General features: G+C 38.7%; 30 protein-coding genes and 1 tRNA gene. 21 read left to right on the top strand and 10 right to left on the bottom strand.

Annotated features, from left to right (window positions below):
* Together BMW39_RS15850 and tssD are read right to left on the bottom strand one after the other, a co-directional pair.
* The coding region (locus BMW39_RS15850; protein ID WP_074719363.1) for a contractile injection system protein, VgrG/Pvc8 family at nt 1-1,320 on the bottom strand (1,320 nt) is incomplete at its 3' end.
* Nucleotides 1,321-1,613: 293 nt separating this feature from the next.
* Nucleotides 1,614-2,021 (bottom strand): type VI secretion system tube protein TssD, encoded by a 408-nt coding sequence (tssD, locus tag BMW39_RS15845; RefSeq protein ID WP_074719362.1) that lies wholly within the window; start codon nt 2,019-2,021, stop codon nt 1,614-1,616.
* A 112-nt stretch (nt 2,022-2,133) separates the two neighbouring features.
* On the opposite strand from tssD, the gene BMW39_RS15840 reads away from it, so the two are divergent.
* The 14 genes from BMW39_RS15840 to BMW39_RS15770 all read left to right on the top strand — a co-directional run bounded on the left by BMW39_RS15840 (nt 2,134) and on the right by BMW39_RS15770 (nt 14,490).
* Nucleotides 2,134-2,322, top strand: a complete 189-nt coding sequence (locus BMW39_RS15840; RefSeq protein WP_034974823.1) for a hypothetical protein — start codon at nt 2,134-2,136, stop codon at nt 2,320-2,322.
* 218 nt (nt 2,323-2,540) lie between these two features.
* Entirely contained in the window at nt 2,541-3,017 is a 477-nt protein-coding gene (locus BMW39_RS15835) for a Dps family protein (protein WP_034974821.1), read from the top strand.
* A gap of 54 nt (nt 3,018-3,071) precedes the next feature.
* A complete protein-coding gene (locus BMW39_RS15830) occupies nt 3,072-3,767 on the top strand; it encodes a LytR/AlgR family response regulator transcription factor (protein WP_034974819.1) in 696 nt (231 codons plus the stop codon).
* Nucleotides 3,768-4,095: 328 nt separating this feature from the next.
* Nucleotides 4,096-6,309, top strand: a complete 2,214-nt coding sequence (locus BMW39_RS15825) for a hybrid sensor histidine kinase/response regulator (protein WP_034974817.1) — start codon at nt 4,096-4,098, stop codon at nt 6,307-6,309.
* A gap of 23 nt (nt 6,310-6,332) precedes the next feature.
* Nucleotides 6,333-6,884 (top strand): antibiotic biosynthesis monooxygenase, encoded by a 552-nt coding sequence (locus BMW39_RS15820; RefSeq protein WP_034974815.1) that lies wholly within the window; start codon nt 6,333-6,335, stop codon nt 6,882-6,884.
* A gap of 641 nt (nt 6,885-7,525) precedes the next feature.
* Nucleotides 7,526-8,083 carry a hypothetical protein gene (locus BMW39_RS15810; protein WP_034974811.1) on the top strand — a complete coding sequence of 186 codons (558 nt, stop codon included), beginning with the start codon at nt 7,526-7,528 and terminating at the stop codon, nt 8,081-8,083.
* Nucleotides 8,084-8,135: 52 nt separating this feature from the next.
* On the top strand, nt 8,136-8,579 hold the full coding sequence (locus BMW39_RS15805; protein WP_034974809.1) for a lipocalin-like domain-containing protein: 444 nt from the start codon (nt 8,136-8,138) through the stop codon (nt 8,577-8,579).
* A 26-nt stretch (nt 8,580-8,605) separates the two neighbouring features.
* Nucleotides 8,606-9,574 (top strand): NAD(P)H-quinone oxidoreductase, encoded by a 969-nt coding sequence (locus tag BMW39_RS15800; RefSeq protein ID WP_034974908.1) that lies wholly within the window; start codon nt 8,606-8,608, stop codon nt 9,572-9,574.
* Between the two features lie 23 nt (nt 9,575-9,597).
* Nucleotides 9,598-10,275, top strand: a complete 678-nt coding sequence (locus BMW39_RS15795) for a YoaK family protein (protein WP_034974807.1) — start codon at nt 9,598-9,600, stop codon at nt 10,273-10,275.
* A gap of 286 nt (nt 10,276-10,561) precedes the next feature.
* Nucleotides 10,562-11,608, top strand: a complete 1,047-nt coding sequence (locus BMW39_RS15790; protein ID WP_034974805.1) for a cupin domain-containing protein — start codon at nt 10,562-10,564, stop codon at nt 11,606-11,608.
* 25 nt (nt 11,609-11,633) lie between these two features.
* Nucleotides 11,634-12,335 carry a YoaK family protein gene (locus BMW39_RS15785; protein WP_051879897.1) on the top strand — a complete coding sequence of 234 codons (702 nt, stop codon included), beginning with the start codon at nt 11,634-11,636 and terminating at the stop codon, nt 12,333-12,335.
* A 4-nt stretch (nt 12,336-12,339) separates the two neighbouring features.
* The gene (locus BMW39_RS15780; protein WP_034974803.1) at nt 12,340-12,801 is read left to right on the top strand and encodes a redoxin domain-containing protein; all 462 of its coding nucleotides are present in this window, start codon (nt 12,340-12,342) and stop codon (nt 12,799-12,801) included.
* A gap of 3 nt (nt 12,802-12,804) precedes the next feature.
* Nucleotides 12,805-13,323 (top strand): DsbA family protein, encoded by a 519-nt coding sequence (locus BMW39_RS15775; protein ID WP_034974801.1) that lies wholly within the window; start codon nt 12,805-12,807, stop codon nt 13,321-13,323.
* 345 nt (nt 13,324-13,668) lie between these two features.
* Nucleotides 13,669-14,490, top strand: a complete 822-nt coding sequence (locus tag BMW39_RS15770; protein ID WP_034974799.1) for an alpha/beta fold hydrolase — start codon at nt 13,669-13,671, stop codon at nt 14,488-14,490.
* Nucleotides 14,491-14,564: 74 nt separating this feature from the next.
* On the opposite strand, the gene BMW39_RS15765 is transcribed toward BMW39_RS15770, so the two are convergent.
* The 7 genes from BMW39_RS15765 to BMW39_RS15735 all read right to left on the bottom strand — a co-directional run bounded on the left by BMW39_RS15765 (nt 14,565) and on the right by BMW39_RS15735 (nt 18,805).
* Nucleotides 14,565-14,638 (bottom strand) — tRNA-Ile (locus BMW39_RS15765).
* 63 nt (nt 14,639-14,701) lie between these two features.
* Entirely contained in the window at nt 14,702-15,100 is a 399-nt protein-coding gene (gene mce / locus BMW39_RS15760; RefSeq protein WP_034974797.1) for a methylmalonyl-CoA epimerase, read from the bottom strand.
* A gap of 400 nt (nt 15,101-15,500) precedes the next feature.
* The gene (tpiA, locus tag BMW39_RS15755) at nt 15,501-16,262 is read right to left on the bottom strand and encodes a triose-phosphate isomerase (RefSeq protein ID WP_034974795.1); all 762 of its coding nucleotides are present in this window, start codon (nt 16,260-16,262) and stop codon (nt 15,501-15,503) included.
* Nucleotides 16,263-16,269: 7 nt separating this feature from the next.
* Entirely contained in the window at nt 16,270-16,620 is a 351-nt protein-coding gene (locus tag BMW39_RS15750; protein ID WP_034974793.1) for a tellurite resistance TerB family protein, read from the bottom strand.
* 109 nt (nt 16,621-16,729) lie between these two features.
* Entirely contained in the window at nt 16,730-17,800 is a 1,071-nt protein-coding gene (locus BMW39_RS15745) for a BT_3928 family protein (protein WP_034974791.1), read from the bottom strand.
* Between the two features lie 58 nt (nt 17,801-17,858).
* Nucleotides 17,859-18,215, bottom strand: a complete 357-nt coding sequence (locus BMW39_RS15740) for a four helix bundle protein (RefSeq protein ID WP_034974789.1) — start codon at nt 18,213-18,215, stop codon at nt 17,859-17,861.
* A gap of 32 nt (nt 18,216-18,247) precedes the next feature.
* Nucleotides 18,248-18,805, bottom strand: a complete 558-nt coding sequence (locus BMW39_RS15735; protein WP_034974788.1) for a DUF1599 domain-containing protein — start codon at nt 18,803-18,805, stop codon at nt 18,248-18,250.
* A 176-nt stretch (nt 18,806-18,981) separates the two neighbouring features.
* On the opposite strand from BMW39_RS15735, the gene BMW39_RS15730 reads away from it, so the two are divergent.
* From BMW39_RS15730 to rplI, 7 genes are all read left to right on the top strand, one after another.
* Nucleotides 18,982-20,049 carry a DUF2891 domain-containing protein gene (locus BMW39_RS15730; RefSeq protein ID WP_034974785.1) on the top strand — a complete coding sequence of 356 codons (1,068 nt, stop codon included), beginning with the start codon at nt 18,982-18,984 and terminating at the stop codon, nt 20,047-20,049.
* Between the two features lie 55 nt (nt 20,050-20,104).
* Nucleotides 20,105-20,938, top strand: coding sequence for a dihydropteroate synthase (folP, locus tag BMW39_RS15725; protein WP_034974783.1), 834 nt, complete (start codon nt 20,105-20,107; stop codon nt 20,936-20,938).
* A 2-nt stretch (nt 20,939-20,940) separates the two neighbouring features.
* The gene (locus BMW39_RS15720; protein ID WP_034974782.1) at nt 20,941-22,287 is read left to right on the top strand and encodes a chloride channel protein; all 1,347 of its coding nucleotides are present in this window, start codon (nt 20,941-20,943) and stop codon (nt 22,285-22,287) included.
* 113 nt (nt 22,288-22,400) lie between these two features.
* Nucleotides 22,401-24,125: a T9SS-dependent choice-of-anchor J family protein gene (locus tag BMW39_RS15715; RefSeq protein WP_051879896.1), complete on the top strand. Its 1,725-nt coding sequence runs from the start codon at nt 22,401-22,403 to the stop codon at nt 24,123-24,125.
* A 122-nt stretch (nt 24,126-24,247) separates the two neighbouring features.
* Nucleotides 24,248-24,589: a 30S ribosomal protein S6 gene (gene rpsF / locus BMW39_RS15710; RefSeq protein WP_028122361.1), complete on the top strand. Its 342-nt coding sequence runs from the start codon at nt 24,248-24,250 to the stop codon at nt 24,587-24,589.
* Nucleotides 24,590-24,616: 27 nt separating this feature from the next.
* On the top strand, nt 24,617-24,919 hold the full coding sequence (rpsR, locus tag BMW39_RS15705) for a 30S ribosomal protein S18 (protein ID WP_028122362.1): 303 nt from the start codon (nt 24,617-24,619) through the stop codon (nt 24,917-24,919).
* A gap of 130 nt (nt 24,920-25,049) precedes the next feature.
* Nucleotides 25,050-25,568, top strand: coding sequence for a 50S ribosomal protein L9 (rplI, locus tag BMW39_RS15700; protein WP_034974780.1), 519 nt, complete (start codon nt 25,050-25,052; stop codon nt 25,566-25,568).
* 70 nt (nt 25,569-25,638) lie between these two features.
* Here rplI and BMW39_RS15695 read toward each other — a convergent pair whose 3' ends face one another.
* Nucleotides 25,639-26,187 carry a thioredoxin family protein gene (locus BMW39_RS15695; RefSeq protein ID WP_034974777.1) on the bottom strand — a complete coding sequence of 183 codons (549 nt, stop codon included), beginning with the start codon at nt 26,185-26,187 and terminating at the stop codon, nt 25,639-25,641.
* Between the last annotated feature and the right edge of the window lie 27 nt (nt 26,188-26,214).

Genomic DNA, 26,214 nt, shown 5'->3' with positions numbered 1-26,214 from the left:
CGTTCCTCCGGCATCAGGGCTCATCATCCTGATGAAATTGGTGGTGTCGTGCAATTGCCAATCGAACTTTACAGTTACCCGACCTTGGCCTTGTGGGTCCGTATTGCTGATGACCGTAGCGATCTGTGGCTGCGCTGCAGGAATGTCAAATTGTGGTCTTGGCAGAAATCCTGTATCACTTGCGATCGCCTTGAAGGTCCCTTTGTAATGTCCCAAGGTATCCACGTCGTGCGTGGTCTCCGTCACCATGATCCTTGTGAAATAACTCGTTTGATTGCTGTCTGGTTTTCGCATTTCCAGGTCGGCAACGCAGCCAGGATATAAGAATGGGATCGAAATATTTCCTGTGACAGTGAAAACTTCCACAGCTTTGCTTCCCGCCGTACTTTCCTGAGAGTTGACGACATCCTTGTCCGTGGTCGCTTTTATGGGAGCCACCTGTAAAGACCTGGTCGTGAAGATGCCGTTCTGGTTTTTCTCGTAGGCAGTTTTTGCCAGGTCGCTTTTATGATCTACAGGCGTTATTCCCGAGGTCAGTTTGGTATTTTGACTGCTGTTGTAACCATAGAATTCTGGTTTTGTGTGCACGGCTTTCAGTTCCACGCGGATATCGCTCACATTGCTTCCATAAATCAGTTTCAAAGGTGGATTCTGTGGTGGCAACTTTCCAAAATGTAATACTTCACCATCATAATAGAATTGTTCACCGTAGGCTTCTGCCATCCTAGCCAGGTAGTTGTAATGCGTTTCGTTGTACTGGACACTGAACGGGATCTCCGAATGGTCATTGGCGTCCACACGAACATCATATTTGTTACTTCCCAATCCCTCTTTGATCAGCTGAGAGGCGATAATGCTTATATTGACAGGACTTTCCCCACCGAAACTCTGTACGTTGGGCGCTGCATCCAACAAGATCGTTGGGCTGAAACCAGAAAGGACAATATTGGGAAGACCTCCCTTTTCCTGACTGAAACCAACTTTTGTGATAATGCCAACGAAAGTACGCTCCGGACTATCGGGGATATCTTTATATTTTTGGACAACCGTAATTCTTTTTCCTAAAAACTCGTGGCTGGACTCCAGATTGTGATCTTCTTTATTCCCCAGCGTGTCATGCGCCAAAACCAGTTCGAATTCGTGGTGCTTATCCGAATTTTGAGATAAGGTGAAATTTTTATAATGTGAGATCATCTTACCCTCGATCACGATATTGAGTTTCACAAGTCTATTGATCCCAAAGATCTGACTTGCGGATATCGAGTTGGCACTATTATCGGGTTTGAAAGTCGGTCGGACGGGTGTAATTGGAGTTTCCATATTTAGCGATTTTAGTAATTTTAGCATAAGACTTTAATAAAATTGAGCGCTTTTCCTTAATTGTAAAAACAGAATGCTCGTAGTTTGATTCAAATCTTCATTAAAAAGATCATTAGACCATTGAAAATATTCGTGAGAAACTGATTGAATCTTCAATATTAAATCCCAAAAAGAAGGATGCAACACTTATAGGAAATATGGTCATTAATCAAAAATCCTGATGAAAAATGCCACAATTGGATCTTCATCAGGATTGATCTCTTTTATTTTTCTAAGACTTTGTGATCATAAGATTATTTTGATCCTGGCCAGATACCGTCGTATGCAGAATTTCCGTAGTCGATCTTCTCGGCACTTACAACGAAACTAATGAACATGTTGTCCTCATTCAAAGCGTCATAATCTACCTCATGCTGGATCACATAGCCATTTTCCCATTTCAAGGTGGTCAATGTTCCTTCTTCGTGAGATTTGTTGAATGTCACTTCACCATTTGTCGGTTTGTATTTTCCGTTCAGTAAGCTTTCCAAGATCCCTGAATCTTCGGTTGCTTCCACTGTGATCTTGATCAACGCATTAGAAGGATCTGATGCAACTCTACCTGATACGTCGGTGTTTCTGGATACACCATAATTAAGTTTTAGGATCTTTTGTTCTGCTCCGCCGTTGAATTTCAAAACGGCTCTTGAATTGTTTGCCATGATTTCTGAATATTAATGTTAAGTGATCTGTTTCTTACTTTTAATATACCAAAGATAGAATCGCGGCCCTTTTTTTTTTTTAGTAGAATTACTACACTTTTTAAAGATCAGAATGATCATTGCAAGATTTTTTCATGAACTTGGAAAACAATTATCTACCGTAAACCCGGTAAACCATGGGGAAAGTAAAATGAAAAATGAAAAGCTGACAGTTTATTTAAAAAATGGACGAGACGCGAATTATGAAGCCATCTTAGTTTCAGAGACTGGTGAAGAATCTACCAATACTCTATTGGCTTAAAATGAGTTTTTAGCTAAAAATATCGCTTGACAAATTTATGGCGATCGAAAATAAATTGAATTTTCTTAAATGAACACAAACTCTATATAAAATTTCCATTTAGATAGTTCAACGACCCATATTGCCCATTCACCGAAAAATCTAGCATTTTTTTAAGATTCATCCTGAACTTTACATCAGAAAAAGAGCAATACCGCTCCATCTTAAATCTTAAAATTATGAAAACAAACATCGGACTTACAAAGCAAAGCACAGAAGCTGTCGCAGAACAATTGGCAAAACTTTTAGCCGACGAAACTGTACTTTACATCAAAACAAGAAATGCCCACTGGAATGTGACAGGCGATAACTTCCACGCTAACCATATCTTCTTCGAAGAGCAGTACAAACAGTTGGACGAGTTGATTGACAGCGTTGCAGAACGACTTCGCAAAATTGGTCATTTTGCACCTGCCACAATGAAAATTTATCTTGAATTGACTCATCTTACCGAATACAGCGAGCGCACCAATGACGGATTGGGCTTTATGAAAGATTTACTAAAAGACCACGAAAGTATTATCGATTTTCTAAGAGGAAATGTGACGCCTTTTGCTGAAAAATACAAAGATTACGGTTCCAGCGACTTCATCACAAGCCTGATAGAAACGCATGAAGAAATGGCCTGGATGATTCGTTCATACTTCAGAAATTAAATAAAATAAGAAAAGGAATAATTATATTTGTGTCAACCATAATAAACTATCCCTATGAAAGCTTTAATTATTGATGACAACGATATCGCAAGAACAACTTTGGCGCATTTGGCAAAACAAGTCCCGAATCTAACGATTGTCAATGAATATTCCAACGCTATTGAAGCTTACAACCATTTGCAGAACAATCAGGTAGATTTGATATTTCTCGACATCGAAATGCCGGAAATGACCGGAATCGAACTCACCAAAAATCTTTCAGGGAAAGACATTGTCATCATTTTCACCTCATCCAATAAAGATTACGCCCTCGAAGCTTTCGAACTGAATATCGCAGATTACATCCTGAAACCCGTGATGCCAGCGAGATTTTTACAGGCGGTAAGCAAAGCGCAATCGATTTTGGAAAGCAGAAAAGAAGATGTAGAAGTCACCAAAGATGAGTTTCTTTTCGTAAGAGATTCCAATATCACAAGGCGTTTGAAGCTCGACGATATTTTTTACGCCGAGGCAATGGGCGATTACGTGAAGTTTTACACAAGAGAAAAAATGTTCGCCATTCACGGTAAGATGAAAACGGCGGAAGAACGTCTCCCGAAAGACCATTTCATCAGAGTTCATCGGTCTTACATCGTTTCTGTCGGCAAGATAGACACGCTTCAGGACGGCGGAATTATGATAAACGGAAAATTCATTCCCGTCGCAGATGCTTATCGAAAGGCACTCAACACGAGAATGAATGTTTTCTAATTATTTGTGAGTGATTTGGGCAGCTTAATCCGCCTTCCGCTCCCAATCTTTTTTGCACACGATTTCAGATTAAATAGAACTTGAGAACAAGCAAAAAAGGATTTCCGCTCAAGTCGGGCTGCGACAATTCGACGTAAAAGAAACGTAAACAAAAACAGTATTTTGTCATTCAGTAGGAATCTAACCAAAGCTGTCCAGATTCCTACGGAATGACAAACTTAATATTTTAATCTTTGCTGAGTGAAACGCCTTTGCGAACTTAAAAATATTTTCAATAAGAGTAAAAAAATCTTTGCGGACTTTGCGTTAAAAACAAAGAAAAACATTTATGAAAAAAATATCCTCAGTAATGGGAAACAGACGGTTCAGTTATTTCATCATCCTCACATTTATTGCGGGTTCTCTCCTGTTGATAGCGGTTCAAATCAATTCAGCCAAAAATACCAAAGAGCTCATCCAAAATAACAACCGACTTCTCAACGAATTACGTTCCAGCAATCATTTGCGTGAAATCGACCGCGATATTCTCGGTGTAGAAAGCAGAATCAGAGCTTCCATTGCCACCAACGACACCACACATCTCGAAGGAATTGACCAAAAAATCAGTCAGATAGAAAACTTTCTGGATTCACTTTCCAAAGACAACTCAGACGATGTGGAAGAAAAATGGATACACAGACTCAGCGTTCTTGCAATGGAAAAGAAAACGACGAAAGATAAATTACTGCTTCGTTATCACACCCTTGGAAATATGGATGACAACACTTCCATTGCCAACCCGAGAGCCAGAAAAATTTCGAACGAAATCACTTCTATCACTGCAAAAATCTACGAAAGCCGAAAGCTTCATATGGTTGACCTCAGCAAAGAGACCGAAGCGATGGGACAAAAAGCGAGGTTGTATGACATTTCCCTATTGATTCTTTTGATTTTAAGCGGTTCCATTGTCGGTTATCACATTCTTCGCCAGTTCAAACGTCAGCGATTGCTGATTCAGGAATTGGATGTTGCGGAGAAAAAAGCTTCAGTAGCCGCACAAACCAAAGAAAATTTCCTCGCCAATATGAGCCACGAAATCAGAACGCCTTTGAGCGGAATTTTGGGCTTTACCAACCTTTTGCAGAAAAGACCTTTGGATGAGACTTCGAAAGAATTTGTCTCGTCCATTCAGCGTTCGGGGGAAAATCTAATGGCGATTATCAATGATATTTTAGACTTATCAAAAATCGAAGCCGGAATGATGCGCATTACCAAAGGCATATTCAGTATTAATGGTTTGGTGAATTCAGTTGAAACTTTCTTTGTAGAAAGAGCCAAGGAAAAAGGATTGACGATTTCCAGCAAAATAGATTCGTCCATTCCTGATACTTTGAATGGTGACGCCACAAGACTCACACAAATTCTGGTCAACCTCATCGGAAATGCCATCAAATTTACACATCAGGGAAACATTAATATCGAAATTTACAATAAACAACAGACCGAAAATGAAGTCATTGTCGGTTTTAAAGTTTCTGACACAGGAATCGGAATTGATAAAGAAAAACTTAGTGAAGTTTTTGAAAGATTCAATCAGGGCGAAGATTCTACGACCAGAAATTATGGCGGAACCGGACTTGGATTATCAATTGTAAAAAGCCTGATTCAGTTGCAGAACGGCGATATCGAAGTCATCAGTGAACAGGGAAAAGGCACGACTTTCCATTTTTATATTCCATACACAATTGCAAAAGAACAGCTTAACGTGATTCCGAAAGTTGACACCGATTATTTTAAAGATAAAACAAATGCAGCTTTGAAAGTGTTAATCGTGGATGACAACGCTATCAATCAAAGTCTGATGAAACATCTTCTCTCACAATGGAACATCGATTTTGAAACTGCAAATAATGGACTGGAAGCTTTGGAATTTCTCAGAAACAACGACTGTGATTTGGTTTTGATGGACATCCAAATGCCACAAATGGACGGTTACGTTGCCACGCAGACCATCCGCGAAGAACTTAAACTGAATACGCCCATCATCGCAATGACCGCACACGCTTTGGCCGGTGAACGCGAAAGATGTATGAGCCGTGGAATGAACGAATACATTTCTAAACCGATAAAAGAAGACGAGTTATTCAAATTAATCTCCAATTTCGGATTAAAAGAAAACGAAAAAACCGAAGTAAAAACTACAGAAACCGTTTCTCATTATGAGTTCATTGACCTTACATATTTGAAGTCTATCAGCAATGGCGACAAAGATTTTGAAAGAACCATGACGCAACAGTTTTTAGATAATGTCCCGACTCATTTGCAGGAACTGAAACTGGCTTATGAAAAAAAAGATTTTAAATTGTTGAAATTAAGAGCCCACGATTTGAAATCGAGTGTGGCGATAATGGGTTTGTTAACTTTATTAGAGGAAAAATTAGATATTTTGGAATTAACAACAGAAGAAAATCCAGCATCAGAAAAAGCTTTGGAAGAAGTGAAAGATATCTTGCTGAAATCTTTTTTCGAAGCTAAATTATTTATGCAAACCATCGATAATTAAATTAATTAAAAACCAATTTCATTATGGAAACTCAAGGCGCATCGGTGGTCATCACGCACCACGTTCTCGACGGCAAACAATCCGAATACGAAAAATGGCTCGATGAAATTCTGCCCGTTTCCAAAAGTGCAAAAGGTTTTATCGACTGGCAAATCGTGCGCCCGATTCCGAATCTGACGTTTGTTTACACCGTCATCATTCGCTTTGATACGATTGAGAATCTCCGAAACTGGATGGAATCTGATACCAGAAGAAAATTGATTGACAAAGCCCATCCGTTATTCACAAAAGAAGACAATTACGAAATCAAATCCGGTCTGGATTTTCTATTTTACGGCGAAAAAACAGACAACAAAGTTCCGGTTCGCTGGAAACAATATCTGGCAACCTGGTCTGCCATCTATCCTTTATCATTGCTGATGCAATTGTTGTTATTGCCCTCCTTACGATTAATGAATATTCCTGCCAATCGGTATTTTGACACTTTGGTCAGTACAGGCTGTCTGGTTTTCCTGGTGATTTACGTGGTGATGCCGAATTATACGAAGTTGATTAGGAAGTGGCTTTATAAATAAGAATATTCGATTTTATATAAAATCCGTCTCAAACAAAACAGGGATGGATTTTTTATTTTAATGCTTTCTCAAACAACCTGTTTAGACTAAAACTCAACTTGCATTCTCTCAAATCAATCCGTTTAGAATAAAACACAACTTGTATTTTCTTTAAACAACCCGTTTAAACTAAAACTCAATTTGTTTTTCCTCAAAACAACCCGTTTAGACTAAAACACAACTTGCATTCTCTCAAAACAATTTGTTTAAATTAAAACACATTTTGTTTTCTCCAAAACAGCTTGTTTAAAGCAAAACAACTTTACCATTGCTCACGACTACCGTTTTGTAACCTGCACAACTTTGGCAGAAGTCTCAAAACGACCGTTTTGTAACCAAATGACTTTTACTTTGGTCACAAATCAAACGTTTTGTAACAAAACAACTTTGGCGGAAGTCTCCCACGGTCTGCGGGAAACAAATCAACTTTTACTTATGTCGCAAATCGAGGGTTTTGTAACGAAACAACTTTCTATTTCAAATTTCAAACGACACTTTCTGCCTGTTCATCGAATCTCAATTGATTTTGACATCAGTGGTGAGTAGCTTTACACTATCAAATTAATCAAATAAATAATTTAAACACTTAAAATTAAAACATTATGGAAATTATTCAAACACCAGAAAACGCATTGTCTCACTCAACCGTTACAGCGATTATCAATGCCCCAATCGAGAAAGTAAATATTGCAGATTGGTTACTCAATCTTCCCGACGCAGAATATCAAAGATGCTCTACGCAACATATTGGAGCAGCCATTTCGACCACGTATGATGGCGAACCGGTTTCTCTAAACGTCGAAACAATCGGGGATGCTTTGATGGTGCAGCATTATGTTGCCGTTGAACACCGTCCGGATTACTGCAGAATGTTATCCATCTCAGATTCCATCACCAAAGGCGGCCGTACCAAGGTTCAGGTTTTATGGGAACTAAAAGCCACAAAAATCGATGATAACACGACGTTGTACACCAACGAAATCCACGCCACTGCAACTCCTGAAATGTTCGAATATCTGAAAGAACACAACGTGAATCTTGCTGATGCAGCCGCTTCCAGACAAGCTGCTTCCGACGCCCACAACCATGAAGAAACGCCCAATTTTGCAAAAAGTATCGAAAACAAAGCGTTGACCGGAAAATATAACCAACCTTTCTAATTCAAAAAAACATAATGGGCGTATCTCGGTACGCTCATTTCATTTCAAAGTTATGGAAACACTTTTTGAAAAACTATTAGGAACCTGGACTTTGGTAGAACTCATCGAAGTTCCTGTCGGCGGCGGAGCAATTACCCATCCAATGGGTGAGAATCCGAAAGGTCTGATTATGTATAATCCTGACGGCTTTATGTCGGCACAAATTATGGATACGCATCGGGAAAACTTTCATCAGGAACATTGGACCAATGCTACGCCGGAAGAATATACACAGGAAGGTTCAACCTATCTTGCGTATTCGGGGCCGTTCAAAACGGATGATGAAAAACAGCTGGTGAGTCACACGATGTATATCTCACTTTTTCCCAACTGGACGGGGCAAACGCAGAATAGAATCGTTATCTTTAAAGATGGTTTTCTGCATCTAGAAAGTGAGAAACCATTCACCAGCAATTTACGATTGGTGACTCATCAACTGACCTGGAAGAGAGTTTGAAAGAATCTGATATTAAAATTAAAAAAATGAAAGCAATCGTTATTACAAAACCTGGAGGTCCTGATGTATTGGAATTGCAGGATTACCCTACTCCAGAAATATCCAGAGACGAGGTTTTAATCGAAGTGAAAGCCGCAGGAATCAACCGTCCAGATGTTTTCCAGCGTGAAGGAAATTATCCTGCTCCTGAAGGTGTTGCTGCAGAAATTCCAGGATTGGAAGTCGCCGGAACCATTGTAAAATGCGGACCCGATGTCGTAGATTTTACCGTTGGCGACAAAGTCTGTGCACTTCTCTCTGGTGGCGGTTATGCAGAGTACGTTAGCGTGAGAGAAGGTCAATGTTTACCGGTTCCGGCAGATTTAAATTTTGCTGAGGCGGCAAGTTTACCAGAAACAGTCTTTACCGTTTGGTCTAATGTTTTTCAGAGAGGAAATCTTCAACCTGGAGAAACCCTTTTGCTCCACGGCGGAAACAGCGGAATTGGAATCACGGGAATTCAGATTGCTCACGCATTGGGTTCAAAAGTAATTGTCACGGTTGGTTCGGATGAAAAAGGCCAGAAATGTATTGAACTTGGCGCAGATTCTTACATTAATTATAAAACCCAGAATTTTGAAACTGAATTGCAAGATGAAGGCGTCGACGTCATTCTGGATATGATTGGCGGTGATTATCTTGCTAAAAACATCAACATTCTGAAACCTGAAGGCAGATTGGTTCACATCAATGCGGTAAGTGGCAGTCACGTAGATTTAGACATTTGGAAAGTGATGACCAAACGCCTAACCGTTACAGGAAGTACTTTGAGAAGCCGTGAATATGAATTCAAAAAACAATTGGCTAAAGAAATTCAGAAAAATGTCTGGCCTTTGATTGAATCTAAAAAATTCAAACCTGTCATTTTCAAAACATTTCCTTTTTCAGAAGCTGCGGAAGCGCACAGATTGCTTGAAGACGGTTCTCACACAGGAAAGATTATTCTTGTGAGATAGTAGAAATTTAAAACTGATAACCAATGAAAAGAGATGCGGTCTTCTATTCGTCCCTGATTATGGCTTTCAGTGCAGGTTTTGTGGATACAAGCACCTTTACGGTTGCAGATGGATTATTCTCTGCCCATATCACAGGAAATTTTGTGGTTTTTGCTTACAAATTATCGAACCACCCGCAATTGCGTGATTTTAGCAATCTTGCCAGCTTTCCCGTTTTCATAATGGCAGTCATCTTGACCAGAAAAATGGATAGCCTTTATAAAAATGAAAAAGGAATATTTGCAGCCATCGGCATATTTTTGATTGTTGCAGGTTGTATTGCTTTTTTATTAAAACAAAATCATATTGCAACAGGATTTACGTATCATTCTATGCTGATGCTGATTGTCTTTTCGATGGGAATCCAGAATACGGTAACCCGTTTATACGCCAATTCTGCTTTTGGTCCGACGACAGTAATGACAGGCAATGTAACCAAAGCCATCCTTGATTTTTTCAATTACATCTCTACACAACATACCCTTGAAAAATTAGTAGAACTAAGGAAATCATTGGTACTTCTGACAGGTTTTTTGATTGGATGTGTCTTTGGCGCTTTGATTTCTGCTCGTTTCGGATTGGTTTCAATGTTGATTCCGGGTATTTTGATTTCTGCTTACTACATAATACCTACAAGAAAAGAATCTTTATCATTGCAATAAATTCTTTTATCATTTAAATAATCGTCCTTCTCAAGTAAAATTGTGAAGGATTTTTTTATTGTTAAAAATCAACATCATTAGGAGTTTTTCAATTAATAAAATTTGAAGTGAAAGTCTTTTTATCTCTCATCAATTTTCTTTACCTAAAGACACCAACTACTCCTTTCAAATTCCCACCGACTCATTTTGCCTATTCACCGAAAAGCACTTCAAAACCCCTTGATTCCGAGGTAGCTTTACAGTAGAAATAAAGACAAACTATCATTCATCACAAAAACTTATCATTATGAATACTGCATCATTAAGTTTCAAATACGAATTAGAAAAAAAAGAACCAAGAACCAACGACGGCGGAACTACAAGAGGTGCGTCCGTAAAAGATTTCCCAGCATCTATCGGTATTGCAGGCGTTTCTATGAGACTGCAACCGGGAAGTATGCGAGAGTTACACTGGCACGCCAACGCGGCGGAATGGGCTTACGTGATTTCGGGAACGGTTCGTACCACGATTATCCATCCGGACGGACATAGCTATACAGACAATTTTGAGCCGGGCGATGTTTGGTATTTTCCAAAAGGTTACGGTCACTCGATTCAGGCAACAGGAACGGAGGAATGTCATTTCATTTTGATTTTTGACAACGGTAATTTTTCCGAAGACCATACGTTCAGCGTGACTGATTTTGTTTCGTCTGTACCACCGGAAATTGTCGCTCAGAATTTAAATTTAACTTTAGAAGAAGTAGCGGCCTTGCCTCAGAAAGAAGCGTATTTCGCAGCCGGAATTGTTCCTGACGAGATGTCTTTCGTTGCTGAAACTCGCCCGAACGAATCTGACATCGAATTGACGAGTTTTCACCGTTATCCTTTGCATTCTCAACAACCGAGAATTGTTCCGGGCGGAGGTTTGCAAAGATTGGTGACGAGTAAAGAATTCCCAATCAGCAGTACAATGTCTGGTTCTATTTTGGAACTTCAGCCGGGCGCTTTGAGAGAAATGCACTGGCATCCGAATGCGGACGAATGGCAATATTTTATTTCAGGACAAGCTGAGATGTCAGTTTTTCTTGCAGAATCCAATTGTGTTACCGAGCAGTTCAGTGCCGGAGATGTAGGTTATGTTCCAATGGGAGCCGGACATTACATCAAAAATACAGGCGACACGGTTTGTAGAATTCTGATTGGTTTCAACAGCGGAAAATACGAATCGATTGATTTGAGTGAATGGCTGGCGGGAAATCCAAAAGATGTCGTCATTACTAATTTTGGTTTGAAAGAAGGTGAAATTGAGAACTTCCCGGCTGAGAAAGTTTTTATTCAGCCTAAGAAATAAGATTAGAACTCAATCTCTCTAAAGAATGGATAATTCCGGCATCAAAACAACCTCTTCCGTTTCATCTGATTCGATTAAGATGCAGGAGAGATTGGCCGTATTTCTGGCTTTGATTGCAGGATATATCGATGCAACAGGATTGATTCAGTGGAAAACGTATGTCTCTTTTATGAGTGGAAATACCACTTCATTGGGAGCCGCACTTTCAACAGGAAAGTACGGAATCATTATTACATCAATTACAGTCATAAGTTGTTTTCTAACAGGAATTTATGTTGGAACCTGCGTTTCATTATGGAAGCGGATTAAGAACCAAATATTAACATTTTATATAGTTTCCGGAATTCTAATTTTCTATTCAATTATTGCTTATTTTTATGATATCAATAATCTGTTATCCATTGCAATCGTCGGATTTTCAATGGGAATGATGAACACGATTGTAACTTCTGTAGGAAACCAAAAGGTGAATACAGATTTTGTGACTGGAACTTTGAACAGCCTGGCAAAGAACACCGCAATGCTGACGATGACGAAAGATAAAGCAGAAAAAAAGGAATATCAATCCAATGCCATTCATCTCTTGCTTTTGTGGATAGGATTTTTATCGGGTGCGTTTATCGCTCCTTTCCTACTCGATTATTTTGGAAAATGGTCTTTGATGATTCCTGCATTACTACTGATGATTTGCGGAGTATTGATTTCAAAAATTAACGCTAAAAACTAATATTATGTTACAGAAAAACGATGTTGCTCCAGATTTTACATTGTACGCAACGCCAGACCAGAAAATTACACTCTCCGAATTCAAAGGAAAGAATGTCATCCTTGCTTTTTATCCCGCCGACTGGAGTCCGGTTTGCAGCGACCAGATGGCTTTGTACAATGAAACTCTGAAGTTTTTTAAGAAATACGATGCAGAGATTTTCGGAATTTCTGTGGACAGCAAATGGTGTCATCTTGCATTTGCCCAATCCAGAAATTTACACTTCCCTTTACTCGCAGACTTTGAAGCGAAAGGAGAAATTGCCAAGAAATATGGTGTTTATGATGAGGAAGAAGGTGAATGTAAACGCGCACTGTTCGTCATCAACAAAGATGGCATCATCGAATGGAGTTATCTATCACCAACGGCCATCAATCCTGGTGCAGACGGAATTTTAGACGCTTTAGAAACCCTTAACACAAAATAAATTATGTCACTAAAACCATCGGTCAGCAACACTGACCACGCACAAGGCAACTTAGAAGCCTACCTCGTTATCGTAGAGTACGGCGATTATCAATGTCCATACTGTGGCGCCGCTTATCCGGTTCTGAAAGAATTGATGAAAGAATTTGGAAGTCAAATCAAATTTGTTTTCAGAAACTTTCCATTGTCTGAAATGCATCAATACGCGAGACCGGCGGCCATCGCAGCGGAAGCGGCCAATCTTCAGGGGAAATTCTGGGAAATGCACGATGCCATTTATGAAAACCAGAGAGATTTGAATGAGAACTTATTAGTGAAATTGGCGGAACATTTAAAACTGAACATTCCTCAATTTGAAAAAGATTTGGAAAGTACTGAACTGGCAGATAAGGTTGCCTCAGATTTTGAAAGCGGAATTATGAGTGGCGTGAACGGAACGCCTTCTTTCTTCGTGAATGGAAAGAAATTCGATGGTGGCGCGGAGGATTTGTTTGAACTTTTGAGGGAGAATACTGAGAGTTAAAATCACGAGAACTTTTGACACTTGAGAAATTTTAAGTTTCTATCATAACGTAAAGAAGAACACCTAAGCTACTTTCTGAAATCAAATCGTGTTTTACACTGAAACTGCAGCCCGACTTGAGTGGAAATCCTTTTTTGCGTGGCTTCGAGTTCTACTGAACTGAAATCGTCGAGCAAAAAAGATTGGGAACGGAAGGCGGAAATAGCTGCCCAAATAAAAATCATCAAAAAATGTACGATATTAAACTAGATGAACGGGAAACGAATTGAAGCATCCTACATTTGCTAAAGAATTAAGACAACAAAATATTAAAATAAATTAATCACAACATTAAAAAATTAAATTATGAGCACACTAAAATTAAAAGACGGAACAGAGATCTTCTACAAAGACCAAGGCGAAGGACCAGTTTTGATGTTTCACCACGGCTGGCCTTTATCATCAGATGACTGGGATGCACAGGTGATCTTCTTCCTTCAAAGAGGTTACAGAGTGGTGACGCACGACAGAAGAGGTCACGGCCGTTCCAGCCAGGATATTTACAATCACACGATTGAGCAGTATGCTTCTGACGCAGCAGAGTTGGTAGAATTCCTTGACCTGAAAGACGTGGTTCACATCGGTCACTCAACAGGTGGTGGTGAAGTTATCCGTTATGTGAATAAATATGCGAATGGAAGAGCGAAAAAGGCAGTTTTAATCAGTGCTGTTCCGCCAATTATGGTAGCGAGCGATAGTAATCCTGATGGTGTTCCGATGTCCGTTTTTGATGGTATCAGAGACCAGACTTTAAACAACAGACAGCAGTTTTACATCGATTTGACCATTCCTTTCTACGGCTACAACAGAGAAGGCGCAGATGTGAAAGAAGGTATACAAAGAAACTGGTGGAGACAGGGAATGATGGGCGGAATCTTAGCGCATTACGACGGAATCAAGGCGTTTTCTGAGACTGATTTCAGAGATGATTTGAAAAATGTTGATATTCCGGTTTTGGTGCTTCACGGTGAAGACGATCAGATTGTGCCTTACCAAAATGCCGCTTTGAAATCAATTAAATTATTGAAAAACGGAACGATAAAAACCTATCCGGGTTTCCCTCATGGAATGCCGACTACGGAAGCAGCGACGATTAATAAAGACCTTTTGGAGTTTATTGAGGCGTAGTTTAAATTCCAGCCTCTCTTTGGGCTCGATAAAAAATAAACCCTTGAATATCAGTGTATTCAAGGGTTTTGTTGTGGTCCCACCTGGGCTCGAACCAGGGACAACCTGATTATGAGTCAGGGACTCTAACCAACTGAGCTATAGGACCTCGTAAAATTGGTTAAATTTTGTGTTTGCAAAAATAGCAAAATTTCTCTATCTACAAAACGTTTTATGGTTTTTCTTGACACAATTCTATCAACACGCCATTGGTAGATTTTGGGTGCAGGAAGACAACTAATTTGTTATCAGCACCTTGTTTCGGTTCTTCGGAGATGAAAATGAAGCCTTCTTTTTTTAATCTTTCTATCTCTGCTTGGATATTTTCTACACCGAAGGCAATATGATGGATTCCTTCGCCTTTTTTGTCGAGGAATTTGGCGATTGGACTTTCGGGGTTTGTGGCTTCCAGAAGTTCTATTTTGCTTTCGCCAAGTTCATAAAAAGAGGTGGTAACGCCTTCTCTTTCTACGGATTCCTGTTTGTAATTTGATTTTCCCAAAAGTCGGGCAAACAAATCATCTGAATCTGAAAGAGACTTCACAGCGATGCCAAGGTGTTCTATTTTCATATTGTTTTAATTTTAAAAATAGTAAGGAGATAAATTTTTGATATGCTGATGCTGAATAAAAAAATTAACGAAAAGTTCGCTAAGATTTTTTTTAAATTAATTGAAAATATTTTTAAGGCTCGCAAAGAGGCTGACGCTCAACAAAGAAAAACAATAATGGTTCAATTAATAAATATCTGAATGCTAACTATTGGATGACAAAATTTGTTTGGATGACAAAACCCCTAGCCCCGATAGTAGTGGAAATCCTTTTTTGCTTTGACTTCCCTTTCTTTCGGATGACCAAATGTGGTGCAAAAAAGATTGCAACGGATAGCGGGATTAAGCTCCAAAAAAAACTTTGTCAAATCGGATAAACTTTGGCTAAGCCCAATCTTCGATTTGACAAAGTAAGTTTTATTTATGAATTGAATCCTTCTATGATTTTTGTGAAATCTTCGATTTTTAGCGCGGCGCCACCAATCAAACCGCCGTCTACGTCGGGTTGGGAGAAGATTTCTTTGGCGTTGTCTGGCTTCACACTTCCGCCGTAAAGGATGGAAACTTCGTCAGCAACGTCTTTTCCGTATTTGTCAGCAATCAGGCTTCTGATGTAAGCGTGGACTTCCTGCGCTTGCTCTGCAGTGGCTGTTTCGCCCGTGCCGATAGCCCAAACTGGTTCGTAGGCAATCACGACTTTTTTGATTTCCTCTGCGGACAAAGTGAAAAGTGCGGTTTCGGTTTGGTTTTTTACGACTTCGAAATGTCTTCCGGATTTTCTCTCCTCCAACTTCTCGCCGTTGCAATAGATTGGCGTGAGGCCTTTGTCCAAAAGGGCTTTCACTTTTCTGTTCGCGTGGCTGTCGGTCTCGCCGTGGAAAGTTCTTCTCTCGGAGTGCGACACCAAACTTCCGTCTGCATCGATGGATGACAACATATCCACAGAAATCTCGCCTGTGTACGCGCCACTCGCATATTCTGAAACGTCCTGAGCGTAAACGCCTACTTCGCCATTTTTGAATACTTCTTTAGCAGAAGCCAGATACAATGCTGGCGGAGCGATGAAAACCTCGCAGTTGGTAGTGTTGTTTTTTTTGTATTCTAAAAGCTGAGCCATCAATTCTTGTGCTTCAGCGTAGTTTTTGTTCATTTTCCAGTTTCCTGCGACAATGTTTTTTCTCATTTTGATATTAATTTAAATTCCAAAGGTTTTTCAGTAAGATGTAAAATTTGTGCTCGTCGTCGCTCACTTTGTTGTCCGCTTTGATGAGGGATTTTGCGAATTGGATGAAGTCTTTTCTTTCTTGCTCGGTAGAATCTTCTTCGAAACATTTGGCGTGGAACTCGAAGTGGTCTTGCCATTGGTCAGATGTCAGTTGCGCGATGATTTCCAACTCGTCGTCCAAATTGAGACGGAAAGGAAATTCCTCGGTCATATATTCCTGAACTTTGAGTCCTTCTTCTGGTTTTATGATTCCATCGACTGCGGACAAAATCATCAGTAAGTGATAGCCAGCGATTGGTTTGTTTGATTTTCTCATTATATAATATAGATGTTAGATATTAGACTTTGAATGTTAGACTAATACAATATTTATTTTTTGATTTTAAAAGTCACTAATTGTTTTCAGCATTTCAAATTTAAGATTATTAATCCAAATAATCTTTTGCTCCCAATTTTTCAGCCACTTTTCCTTTCTCCAAAATCAAGATGAAAGGATTGCTTCTGGCGATGGTTTTGATGGCAATCTCGTCCATCATATAGTTTGGGACTTGCTTGTAGAAATCAGGTTGTGTGCTTACGCCGATTACTTTTGCTTTTTCTGACAACGCTTTCGTCTCCGTTTTTTTGACCAATTCTGCGTCGGCTTCTTTTGGTTTGTAAGTGAAAATGATGATAACTTTTGGCTCTTTCAGGATTTCGTCTGTGATGTTATTTCCGTTTGTGTCCTCGATTTTAAACTTCGAGATTTCGGATTCGTAGCCTTTTTTCACGATTTCGGAAGTGGTTTTTCCTTTCTCGATTTGCCAAGTCGTATCTTTCCAATATTCCTTATTGATGTATTCGTCCTGGTCCACTTTTTTGACCTCGTTGGTTTTTGAATTTTTCAATGAATAAAAAGTCTTGTATTCAGACGGATTTTTATTGATTTTATCTTTCTCCGAAGCCAAATCTGTCCCAATCGCATAAGCTCGGAAATCAATCATCGGTTCGTGGAAAAGTCCGCGGTACATCACGAAAAACATTACCAAAACGAAAACCCCCAACAACGGTAGTTTTCCAAATCTCACGACTTCATCTTCTTCTCTTTTTCTATATAGAACTGCCAAGATTATCAATAAAACCAAAAGCGTAATATCTTTCCAAAACGATTGCCAAGGCGTGAATTTCAAAGCGTCTCCGAAACAGCCACAATCTGTAACGACGTCAAAGTAAGCGGAATAGAACGTCAGAAATCCAAAGAAAAGACAAAGTGCAATCAAGGCATAAATGGTTTCTTTAAGCTTGATTTTCATTAATAACATAAACCCTAAAATCAGCTCCAGCAAAACCACGATGATTGAAAATACCAAAGCATATTTCTCCAAAAATGGCAAGTCAAAAACGATGGGCGAAAAATATTCTTCCAGTTTGAAAGAAAATCCCTTGAGGTCCACCGCTTTCACAAATCCGGAAGCGATGAATATGAGTGCGACAATGTAGCGTAAAACTGCTTTCATAATTTTAGAGATGGAAGTTAGCGGATGGAAGATGGATGTTGACAATATTATGCATAGATTAATCTTTTAGTTGGTTTCTGAATCCAATGATTTGATTCATTAATTGATATGATTCATTATATAATTCTTTGAATTTTTCTTCTGAAATATAATTCCTATTTTTTGCTTTATATAAACACGTTACGACTTCTGCCAAAGACCGAATCGAAAAACCTAAAAATCTTTTAAACTCAGGATTGGATTGTAAAATTGAGCCCTCAGAAATATTCAGTGCAATAGAATCCACCGCTCTTCTTAGTTGAGAAACCAAATTGAACATTTCATCTTTTGGAAAATCTTTGGAAATTTGAAATATTGTTTCTCCAAAATCCATAGATTTTTGCCAAATTATTAATTTTTCAAATTTAAAACTCATCTTAATACATAAATTACCTTTCCACAGAATTCTTAATCTTCCCGCTTCTGACTTCCCACTTCCATCTTTATTAAACAGAAAACTGCATAATTCAACATATCAAAGTAGTTCGCATCCAAACCTTCCGACACCAAAGTTGCGCCGTTGTTGTCTTCAATTTGTTTGGTTCTAAGTACTTTTTGATAAATCAAATCGGTGATGGATGAGATTCTCATTTCGCGCCAAGCTTCGCCGTAATCGTGGTTTTTGCGTTCCATCAAGTCCTTTGCTTTTTGAGCGTATGAATTGTAAAGCGCCATCGTTTCTTCTGGATTGGCGTTCAGTTCATCAGAAAAACCTTTTTCTAATTGAATCAATCCGATGATGGAATAATTGATGATGGCGATGAATTCGTCTTCCTCACTTTCGTCCACCATTTTCACGTCGGTCATCTGCAAAGTACGAATTCTATTGACTTTGATATAAATCTGGTCGGTAATAGAACTTGGACGAAGAACGCGCCACGCGGTTCCATAATCCTTCATTTTTTTCTGAAATAAGTCCCTGCAAACCGTGATAACGTCGTCAAACTGGGCGGAAGTATTGTGCATAAATCTGTCTAATTGGTCAAAGATACAAATTTTGTTGTTTTCAAATTTTGATTGCCAACCGGAAAAATTAACTATTTTTATGATTCCAAATTTTCCTTAATAAAATCGCCATCTTTTGAAACATCAAAAAAATTTTTAGCGATTGAAAATGAACATCAAACAATTAAATCCAACCAATGAAAATAGCCATTTCACTTTTTCTAATGTCTTCACTTTTTGTCAACGCTCAACAAAAATCGGAACTGACAGCAGAAATGGCAAACAAGCTAGCATCGATGCCTTTGAAATGCATCAACCAAGAATATCCGAACAAGACCGCGCACGTCATCAATTCTGAAAAAGATGCAGTCCTGACGCCGAAAGAATTGCACCCAAGTTTTTACGGCTGTTTCGATTGGCACAGCTCTGTGCACGGACATTGGATGTTGGTGAGATTATTAAGGACGGAACAAAATTTGGAAAATACAGACCAAATCATCTCTATTTTAGAAGCATCATTTTCATCAGAAAAAATTAAAGAAGAAGCGAAATATTTTACAAAATATCAAGTCGCGCAGAATTTTGAAAGAACTTACGGCTGGGCTTGGATTCTCAAACTGGATGAAGAATTGGCAAAATGGAATCATCCAAAAGCTAAAATCTGGCATCAGAATTTGAAACCTTTGACAGACGAAATCCTAAGACTTTGGAAAGCTTATTTGCCAAAACAAACCTACCCAAACAGAACTGGCGTTCATCCAAACACCGCATTTGCAATGTGTTTCGCCATTGATTGGGCGAGAGAAACGGACGATAAAACCTTCGAGAAAGAATTGTCTGAAAAAGCCAAAATTTTCTATTTGAACAACACAAAAACGCCAGCTTATTTGGAGCCTGACGGAAGTGATTTCTTCTCGCCAAGTCTGGAAATTGCAGAATTGATGAGCAGAATTTTGCAACAGAAAGAATTTGAAAAATGGCTCAACGATTTCTACGAGAAAAGAAGTTTGGAAAATATCGAAAAAATTCCCATTATCAGTGATTTGAGCGATTATCAAACCGTTCATCTGGTTGGATTGTCGTTTTCGAAATCTTGGGCAATGAAAAATATTGCGAACGCTTTACCAGAAGGAAATAAGCTTAGAAAAAGATTTGAAATTACGCGGGAAAAATTCATTGAGAATTCGCTTCCGATTATTTTTCAGGGAAATTATGGTGGCGACCATTGGTTGGCGAGTTTTGCGGTTTATGCGATGACCAATTAGAAAAACGATTTTATCATTAAACTTGTTTTAAAATATTCCCTATTTAAAATTTAAAATGAACTTTTCTGTTACCAATTCCCAAAACGATAATTCTTTTTCCATCAATTGCAATGGCAGATTGGTTGATTTGTCGAAGCCAAAATTAATGGGAATTTTGAACCTTACGCCCGATTCTTTTTCGGATGGCGGGAAATTTAATAATGAAAAAAATGCGCTAAAACAAGCAGAAAATCTCCTGAAAAACGGCGCAACTTTCATCGATATTGGCGCACAATCCACGCGACCGAATGCGGAATATTTGAAGGCTGATGAGGAAATCCGAAGAATTGGAAATGTGATTTCATTAATCAAAAAAGAATTTCCGGAAAGTTTGATTTCGCTGGACACATTTTATGCAGACGTTGTGAAATTTGGTTTTGATGAAGGAATTGATTTGGTGAATGACATTTCGGCGGGACAATTTGATTCTGAACTTTTGAGTGTGGTTTCGAAAACGGGTTTACCTTATATATTGATGCACATCAATCCGAGTTACGAATCGATGCACGAGAAAATTAAGTTTGATGATATTATTTTGTCTATCAATCGATTTTTCTCAGAGAAATTATTAGAATTAAATCACAAAGGAATCAAAGACATCATCCTCGACCCAGGCTTCGGATTTGGAAAAACCGTTGATGACCAATACAAAATAATAGATGAATTTGAATACATCGGTTTTGGAAAATATCCTATTCTTGCAGGAATCTCGAAGAAATCATTTATCTACAAACCATTGGGAAAACAACCCAATGAAGTTGAAAAAGAAACTTTAGATTTACATTTAAAATTAATAGAAAAAGGCGCAAAAATCATCCGTTTGCACAATCCAGAAACTTTGAAGCTCTGAGTATGAAAAGATTACTATTGTACATCAGGAAAGTTCTCAAGAGATCTTTTGATAACATTCATAATGAAAGGCTGAAGGAAAACCTTCTGCAGGCTGTTCCATTTTGGATTGGCTCTATCATTACGGGAATCATTGCAGTTTTGTACGCTCAGATATTTGCTTTTGGCGAGCACACACTCAATAAGATATTGAATTGGAATCTTTGGATGATCTTCATTATTGCGCCCATTGGTTTCGTGCTTTCCTGGTGGCTGGTAAAAAAATATGCGCCGTTTGCAAAGGGAAGCGGAATTCCGCAGGTGATGGCCGCTGTAGAACTCGCCAATCCAAAAGACAATCATTTGATCTATAAATTATTGAGTCTAAGGATCATCATTATAAAAATTCTTTCAAGTTTCGTTTTGGTTTCTAGCGGAGGCGCAATTGGACGAGAAGGACCGACCATTCAGATCGCTGGTTCTGTCTTCCGAAAAGTTTATGAGCTCCTACCCGACTGGTGGCCAAAAATTTCTAAGAAAAATATGATTTTGACCGGTGCGGCAGCTGGACTTTCCGCCGCCTTCAACACACCACTTGGAGGAATTGTTTTCGCGGTGGAAGAATTATCGAAGACGCACATCAACTATTTCAAAACTGCTTTGTTCACGGCGGTTATCATTGCTGGACTTACAGCGCAATCTTTTGCTGGATCTTATTTATATCTTGGATATCCAAAAACGAGCGATGTGACACTTTGGATCATGTTCCCCATTATTTTCGTTTCAGGGATCTCGGGGATTCTCAGCAGTCAGCTTTCTGTGGCAATGTTGAAAATCAACAGATTGAAGAAAAAATTAAAGACCGACCTGTCAAACATTATTTTCCTGGTGATCTGCGGATTGATCGTTGCGACCATTGCCTATTTTATCAACAGAGATATTCTTGGTTCGGGAAAAGATATCATAGAACGAGTCCTTTTTACAGATCAAAAGACAGAGGCGTGGTACGTACCGATTCTCAGAATGTTGGGTCCGGCATTAGCTTTTACTTCTGGTGGCGCAGGCGGGATTTTTGCGCCGGCACTATCTACAGGCGCAACTTTAGGAAGTGTCTTTGCAAATGTGATGAATCTTACAGACAATGAAACCAATGTCTTGATCCTTGCTGGGATGGTTTCTTTTCTCACCGGAATTACGCGCGCTCCATTTACATCTGCAATTTTGGTTTTGGAAATGACGGACAGACATTCATTGATATTTCATTTGATGTTGGCGGGCATGATGTCTTCAATATTTTCTGTCTTGGTAAGCCGTAATTCTTTGTACGAGGCACTGAAAGTGAATTTCATTAGTGATATTAAAAGAGAGTAATGGTTGTATTTTGTATTAAGCTATTGTTATTTTTATAAAAAAGTGATAATAAATTAACGCTTGTTAAGTTTTTTTTCATAATTTTGAAATGAATCAAAAAATAAATTTTTATTATGAAAAAAATTCTATTCTCTTTGTTTGCAACGGCAGCACTATTTTCTACCGATGCATTGAAGGCACAAACTGTATTATTCGAAGACAACTTTGAATCTTATACAGACTTTGCGATTGCTAATGTAGGAAATTGGACACTGATAGATGTGGATGCCAAACCTACATTTGGATTTAATGGTGTTACATACCCCAATGCAGGTTCACCAAAAGCCTTTCAGGTTTTTAATTCAACTTTGACAACTCCACCATTAGACCCAACTGAAGCATCTGATTGGACGGCTAGATCTGGAGAAAAAACAATGACTAGTTTTGGTGCAAATTCTGCTCCTTGGAGTAATGACTGGTTGATTTCACCACAAGTTCAGATTACAGCAGGTGCAGGTGCAACTTTAAGTTTTTGGGCGAAAAGTTGTGATGCGACTTATGGCGAAGAAAAATTTAAAGTCTTGGTTTCTACAACAGGAAAAGCAGTTGCGGACTTTACAGCAATCTCACCAGTGATAACAACTCCTGCTGATGTTACGTGGTACGAATATACTTATAGTTTAAATGCATATTCTGGACAACAGATCTATGTAGCTATCCAATGTACGTCTGACGATCAGTTTGGATTTGCAGTTGACGATTTCAAAATCGTAAGTGCAGTTCTTCCAACGGTTGCTCCAAATTGTGCTACTCAAGTCGCACCAGCAAATGCGGCGACAGGTATTAATTATCAAGCTCCAGCAACCTTATCTTGGACGGCACCGACTACTGGTGAAGCACCAGCAAGTTATGATGTGTTTTTAGGAACAGCTGCAAACCCTACAACATTGCTGATCAATACAACAACAACTAACACTACTGCATCTGGACTTTTGCCATCAACTACCTACTATTGGAAAGTGATATCTAAAAATTCTGCAGGATCTGCAACTGGTTGTACAGAATTTTCGTTTACCACGTCTGCTAATCCGGTAGCACCTTATTGTGGTCCTCTTGTTTACTCTAGTGGCGTTGAGCCAATCACCTCAGTTGTATTTGGTGGTATGACGAACACGTCTCCAGCAGCTATTGGCGGAACAGCACATGAAGTATTCTTGGACAAAGTAGCTCAGGTCAATCAGGATGGAACTTTCGAAATTAAGCTACAAGGTAACACAGATGGTGCTTCTTTTACAACTAAATTCATTGTGTTCATCGACTGGAATCAAGATGGTGATTTCTTAGATGCTGGCGAAACTTATTTCGATACTGCTGCAACTACCATTCAGGTCGTTGGTTCTACAGGTGTTGATGGAAAAGAAGCTGTTGGGAACATCGTGGTTCCGGCGAATGCACTCCTAGGAAATACCAGAATGAGAATCAAGAAAAACTTTAGCGCTACAACCTTCTATCCTAATCCATGTTTTTCAGCTGGTACACTAGCTGCAGGGGCAAATACTGGATATGGACAAGCTGAGGATTACACCGTAAATGTGGGAGAAAAATTGGCTGTTTCTGATGTGACTAAAAATAGCATCAAAGCTTATCCAAACCCAGTGAAAGATATCTTCAACATCGAGGCTCAAGGTAAGATCAAATCTATCAGAGTATTTGATGTCACTGGAAAACAATTGTTGACCAAAGAGATCAACGAGGCTAAGTCTCAAATCGATTTCAGCAAATTCAACTCCGGCGTTTATGTTGTAACAACAACTATGGAAGATGGTTCTAGTACTTCTAATAAAGTAATCAAGCAATAATCATTTTTAAAATCAAATTTTAATCCCGTCAATTTTGGCGGGATTTTTTTATGCTAAGTGTTTGTAGTTTAGAAAAAAGTTGTACTTTTGCAACTCGAATTTTTAATTAATAAATTAACATTATGAACAATTACGAAACTGTTTTCATTTTAACTCCCGTTCTATCTGATGCTCAGGTGGAGGAAGCAGTGAAAAAATTTGAAGATCTATTGACTTCAAACAATTGCGAAATCGTTGCCAAAGAAAATTGGGGACTTAAGAAATTAGCTTATCCTATTCAATTGAAAAAGAATGGTTTTTACACACTGATCGAATTCAAAGGAGAAGGAACTGTAGTTGCAGATCTTGAAACTGCTTTCAAACGTGATGAGAGAGTGATCCGTTATTTAACGACTAAACTTGACAAACACGCTATCGACTATGCAGTAACAAGAAGAAGCAAAATCAAATCTGCTAAAGCTTAATTATTAACCTTTTAAAATTTTAAAATCATGGCAATAGATGATATGGCAAAACAAGCCTCTGCTGGAGGTGAATCTGAAGTAAAATTTCTTACTCCACTTGATATCAATACAAAAACTGATAAAAAGTACTGTAGATTCAAAAAATTCGGAATTAAGCATGTAGATTACAAAGATGCTGACTTCCTTTTACAATTCGTAAACGAACAAGGTAAGATCTTACCAAGAAGATACACAGGAACTTCTCTTAAATACCAAAGAAAAGTATCTGCAGCTATCAAAAGAGCGAGACACCTTTCTTTGATGCCTTACGTAGCAGATCTTTTGAAATAACACAAAAATAAATAAAGGAAGTAGGTTCGCCTGCTTCTTTTGTTGCTGAATTAATATTAAATTCTAACGAAGTGATGAGAAACCCGGAATTTAAAATCCGGAACTCAGAACTCTAAAACGGACAACAACAATGGAAATTATCCTAAAACAAGACGTAGAGAACTTAGGACTTGAGTTCGATACAGTAAATGTAAAACCAGGTTACGCTCGTAACTTTTTACTACCTCAAGGTTTTGCTTTATTAGCAACGCCTAAAAACAAAGCAGCTCTAGAAGCTACTTTGGAATCTAGAAAAGAAGAAGAAGCTAAATTGGTAGCTACTGCAAACGGTGTAGTAGATCAATTGAAGAAAACATCTGTAACGATCCCTGCAAAAGTAGGAACTGGAGACAGACTATTCGGTTCTATCAACAATGCTGACCTTGCTGCTGCTTTGGCAAAAGCTGGTGTGAACGTTGATAAAAAATATATCAAAATTCCTGGAAACACGATCAAGAGAACTGGTACAGTAACAGCTCTTATCAGACTTCACAGAAATGTAGAGTACAACTTCGATTTCAACATCGTTTCTGATGCTCCAGTAGAAGCTCCTAAACCAGCTGCTCCTAAAGCTAAAGTTGAAGAAGAAACTCCTTCTGAAGAAGCTTAATCATAAGTTTTCAAACAAATAAAAAAAACCACTTCAATTTTGAAGTGGTTTTTTGTTATAAATAGATTTCTTAAGATTTCTTCGGTTTCCAAGAATTAAAAAATGCTTTCACCTTCTCCAGGCTATAGCCGCTACCCTCTTCCAAAACTGAACTGTCCTGTGTGTGGATCTGTTTTCCATTTTCATCCAAAACGATGAAAACTGGATATCCAAATTTTTCTCCAGGATTTCCGTAGCTGGCAAATGTTTTTTCATTTTTATTCTCAGGCGACCAGTTCAAATGGTAATAGACGAAATTGTCGTCAACCAAATTTTTAAGTTCTGGCGTTTGCTGCACGTAATTATTAAATCTCAAGCACCAGATGCACCAATTCCCGCCCGCTTGTATGATGATATTTTTATGTTCTTTTTTAGCAAGCTTGATGGCATTTTCAATATCTGTACTGGCATTTGCTTCAGGATGATAAGGCTTTGGTAATTTGGCAACTTCTTCTTTTGCCGCTTTCTTTTTTGCCTCAAGCTGTTCTTTCGTGAGTGGTGTTCCCGTAGTCTGTGCATTGGCAACATTGATTGTCACTATGCTACCGACCAAAAGTGACTTTATAATCGTTCTTTTCATTTCCAAATAAATATTGATTTAACAACA

Origin of the sequence: Epilithonimonas lactis (genome assembly GCF_900110605.1) — a bacterium.
GTDB classification, from domain to species: Bacteria; Bacteroidota; Bacteroidia; order Flavobacteriales; family Weeksellaceae; genus Epilithonimonas; species Epilithonimonas lactis.
Note: the sequence above shows the minus strand (reverse complement) of the source record. Positions and strands in the feature narration are given on the sequence as shown.

Coding starts and splice junctions, on each gene's coding strand:
- tssD (WP_074719362.1), bottom strand. CDS start 2,021: ATGGCAAACAATTCAAGAGCCGTTTTGAAATTCAACGGCGGAGCAGAA.
- BMW39_RS15840 (WP_034974823.1), top strand. CDS start 2,134: ATGATCATTGCAAGATTTTTTCATGAACTTGGAAAACAATTATCTACC.
- BMW39_RS15835 (WP_034974821.1), top strand. CDS start 2,541: ATGAAAACAAACATCGGACTTACAAAGCAAAGCACAGAAGCTGTCGCA.
- BMW39_RS15830 (WP_034974819.1), top strand. CDS start 3,072: ATGAAAGCTTTAATTATTGATGACAACGATATCGCAAGAACAACTTTG.
- BMW39_RS15825 (WP_034974817.1), top strand. CDS start 4,096: ATGAAAAAAATATCCTCAGTAATGGGAAACAGACGGTTCAGTTATTTC.
- BMW39_RS15820 (WP_034974815.1), top strand. CDS start 6,333: ATGGAAACTCAAGGCGCATCGGTGGTCATCACGCACCACGTTCTCGAC.
- BMW39_RS15810 (WP_034974811.1), top strand. CDS start 7,526: ATGGAAATTATTCAAACACCAGAAAACGCATTGTCTCACTCAACCGTT.
- BMW39_RS15805 (WP_034974809.1), top strand. CDS start 8,136: ATGGAAACACTTTTTGAAAAACTATTAGGAACCTGGACTTTGGTAGAA.
- BMW39_RS15800 (WP_034974908.1), top strand. CDS start 8,606: ATGAAAGCAATCGTTATTACAAAACCTGGAGGTCCTGATGTATTGGAA.
- BMW39_RS15795 (WP_034974807.1), top strand. CDS start 9,598: ATGAAAAGAGATGCGGTCTTCTATTCGTCCCTGATTATGGCTTTCAGT.
- BMW39_RS15790 (WP_034974805.1), top strand. CDS start 10,562: ATGAATACTGCATCATTAAGTTTCAAATACGAATTAGAAAAAAAAGAA.
- BMW39_RS15785 (WP_051879897.1), top strand. CDS start 11,634: ATGGATAATTCCGGCATCAAAACAACCTCTTCCGTTTCATCTGATTCG.
- BMW39_RS15780 (WP_034974803.1), top strand. CDS start 12,340: ATGTTACAGAAAAACGATGTTGCTCCAGATTTTACATTGTACGCAACG.
- BMW39_RS15775 (WP_034974801.1), top strand. CDS start 12,805: ATGTCACTAAAACCATCGGTCAGCAACACTGACCACGCACAAGGCAAC.
- BMW39_RS15770 (WP_034974799.1), top strand. CDS start 13,669: ATGAGCACACTAAAATTAAAAGACGGAACAGAGATCTTCTACAAAGAC.
- mce (WP_034974797.1), bottom strand. CDS start 15,100: ATGAAAATAGAACACCTTGGCATCGCTGTGAAGTCTCTTTCAGATTCA.
- tpiA (WP_034974795.1), bottom strand. CDS start 16,262: ATGAGAAAAAACATTGTCGCAGGAAACTGGAAAATGAACAAAAACTAC.
- BMW39_RS15750 (WP_034974793.1), bottom strand. CDS start 16,620: ATGAGAAAATCAAACAAACCAATCGCTGGCTATCACTTACTGATGATT.
- BMW39_RS15745 (WP_034974791.1), bottom strand. CDS start 17,800: ATGAAAGCAGTTTTACGCTACATTGTCGCACTCATATTCATCGCTTCC.
- BMW39_RS15740 (WP_034974789.1), bottom strand. CDS start 18,215: ATGAGTTTTAAATTTGAAAAATTAATAATTTGGCAAAAATCTATGGAT.
- BMW39_RS15735 (WP_034974788.1), bottom strand. CDS start 18,805: ATGCACAATACTTCCGCCCAGTTTGACGACGTTATCACGGTTTGCAGG.
- BMW39_RS15730 (WP_034974785.1), top strand. CDS start 18,982: ATGAAAATAGCCATTTCACTTTTTCTAATGTCTTCACTTTTTGTCAAC.
- folP (WP_034974783.1), top strand. CDS start 20,105: ATGAACTTTTCTGTTACCAATTCCCAAAACGATAATTCTTTTTCCATC.
- BMW39_RS15720 (WP_034974782.1), top strand. CDS start 20,941: ATGAAAAGATTACTATTGTACATCAGGAAAGTTCTCAAGAGATCTTTT.
- BMW39_RS15715 (WP_051879896.1), top strand. CDS start 22,401: ATGAAAAAAATTCTATTCTCTTTGTTTGCAACGGCAGCACTATTTTCT.
- rpsF (WP_028122361.1), top strand. CDS start 24,248: ATGAACAATTACGAAACTGTTTTCATTTTAACTCCCGTTCTATCTGAT.
- rpsR (WP_028122362.1), top strand. CDS start 24,617: ATGGCAATAGATGATATGGCAAAACAAGCCTCTGCTGGAGGTGAATCT.
- rplI (WP_034974780.1), top strand. CDS start 25,050: ATGGAAATTATCCTAAAACAAGACGTAGAGAACTTAGGACTTGAGTTC.
- BMW39_RS15695 (WP_034974777.1), bottom strand. CDS start 26,187: ATGAAAAGAACGATTATAAAGTCACTTTTGGTCGGTAGCATAGTGACA.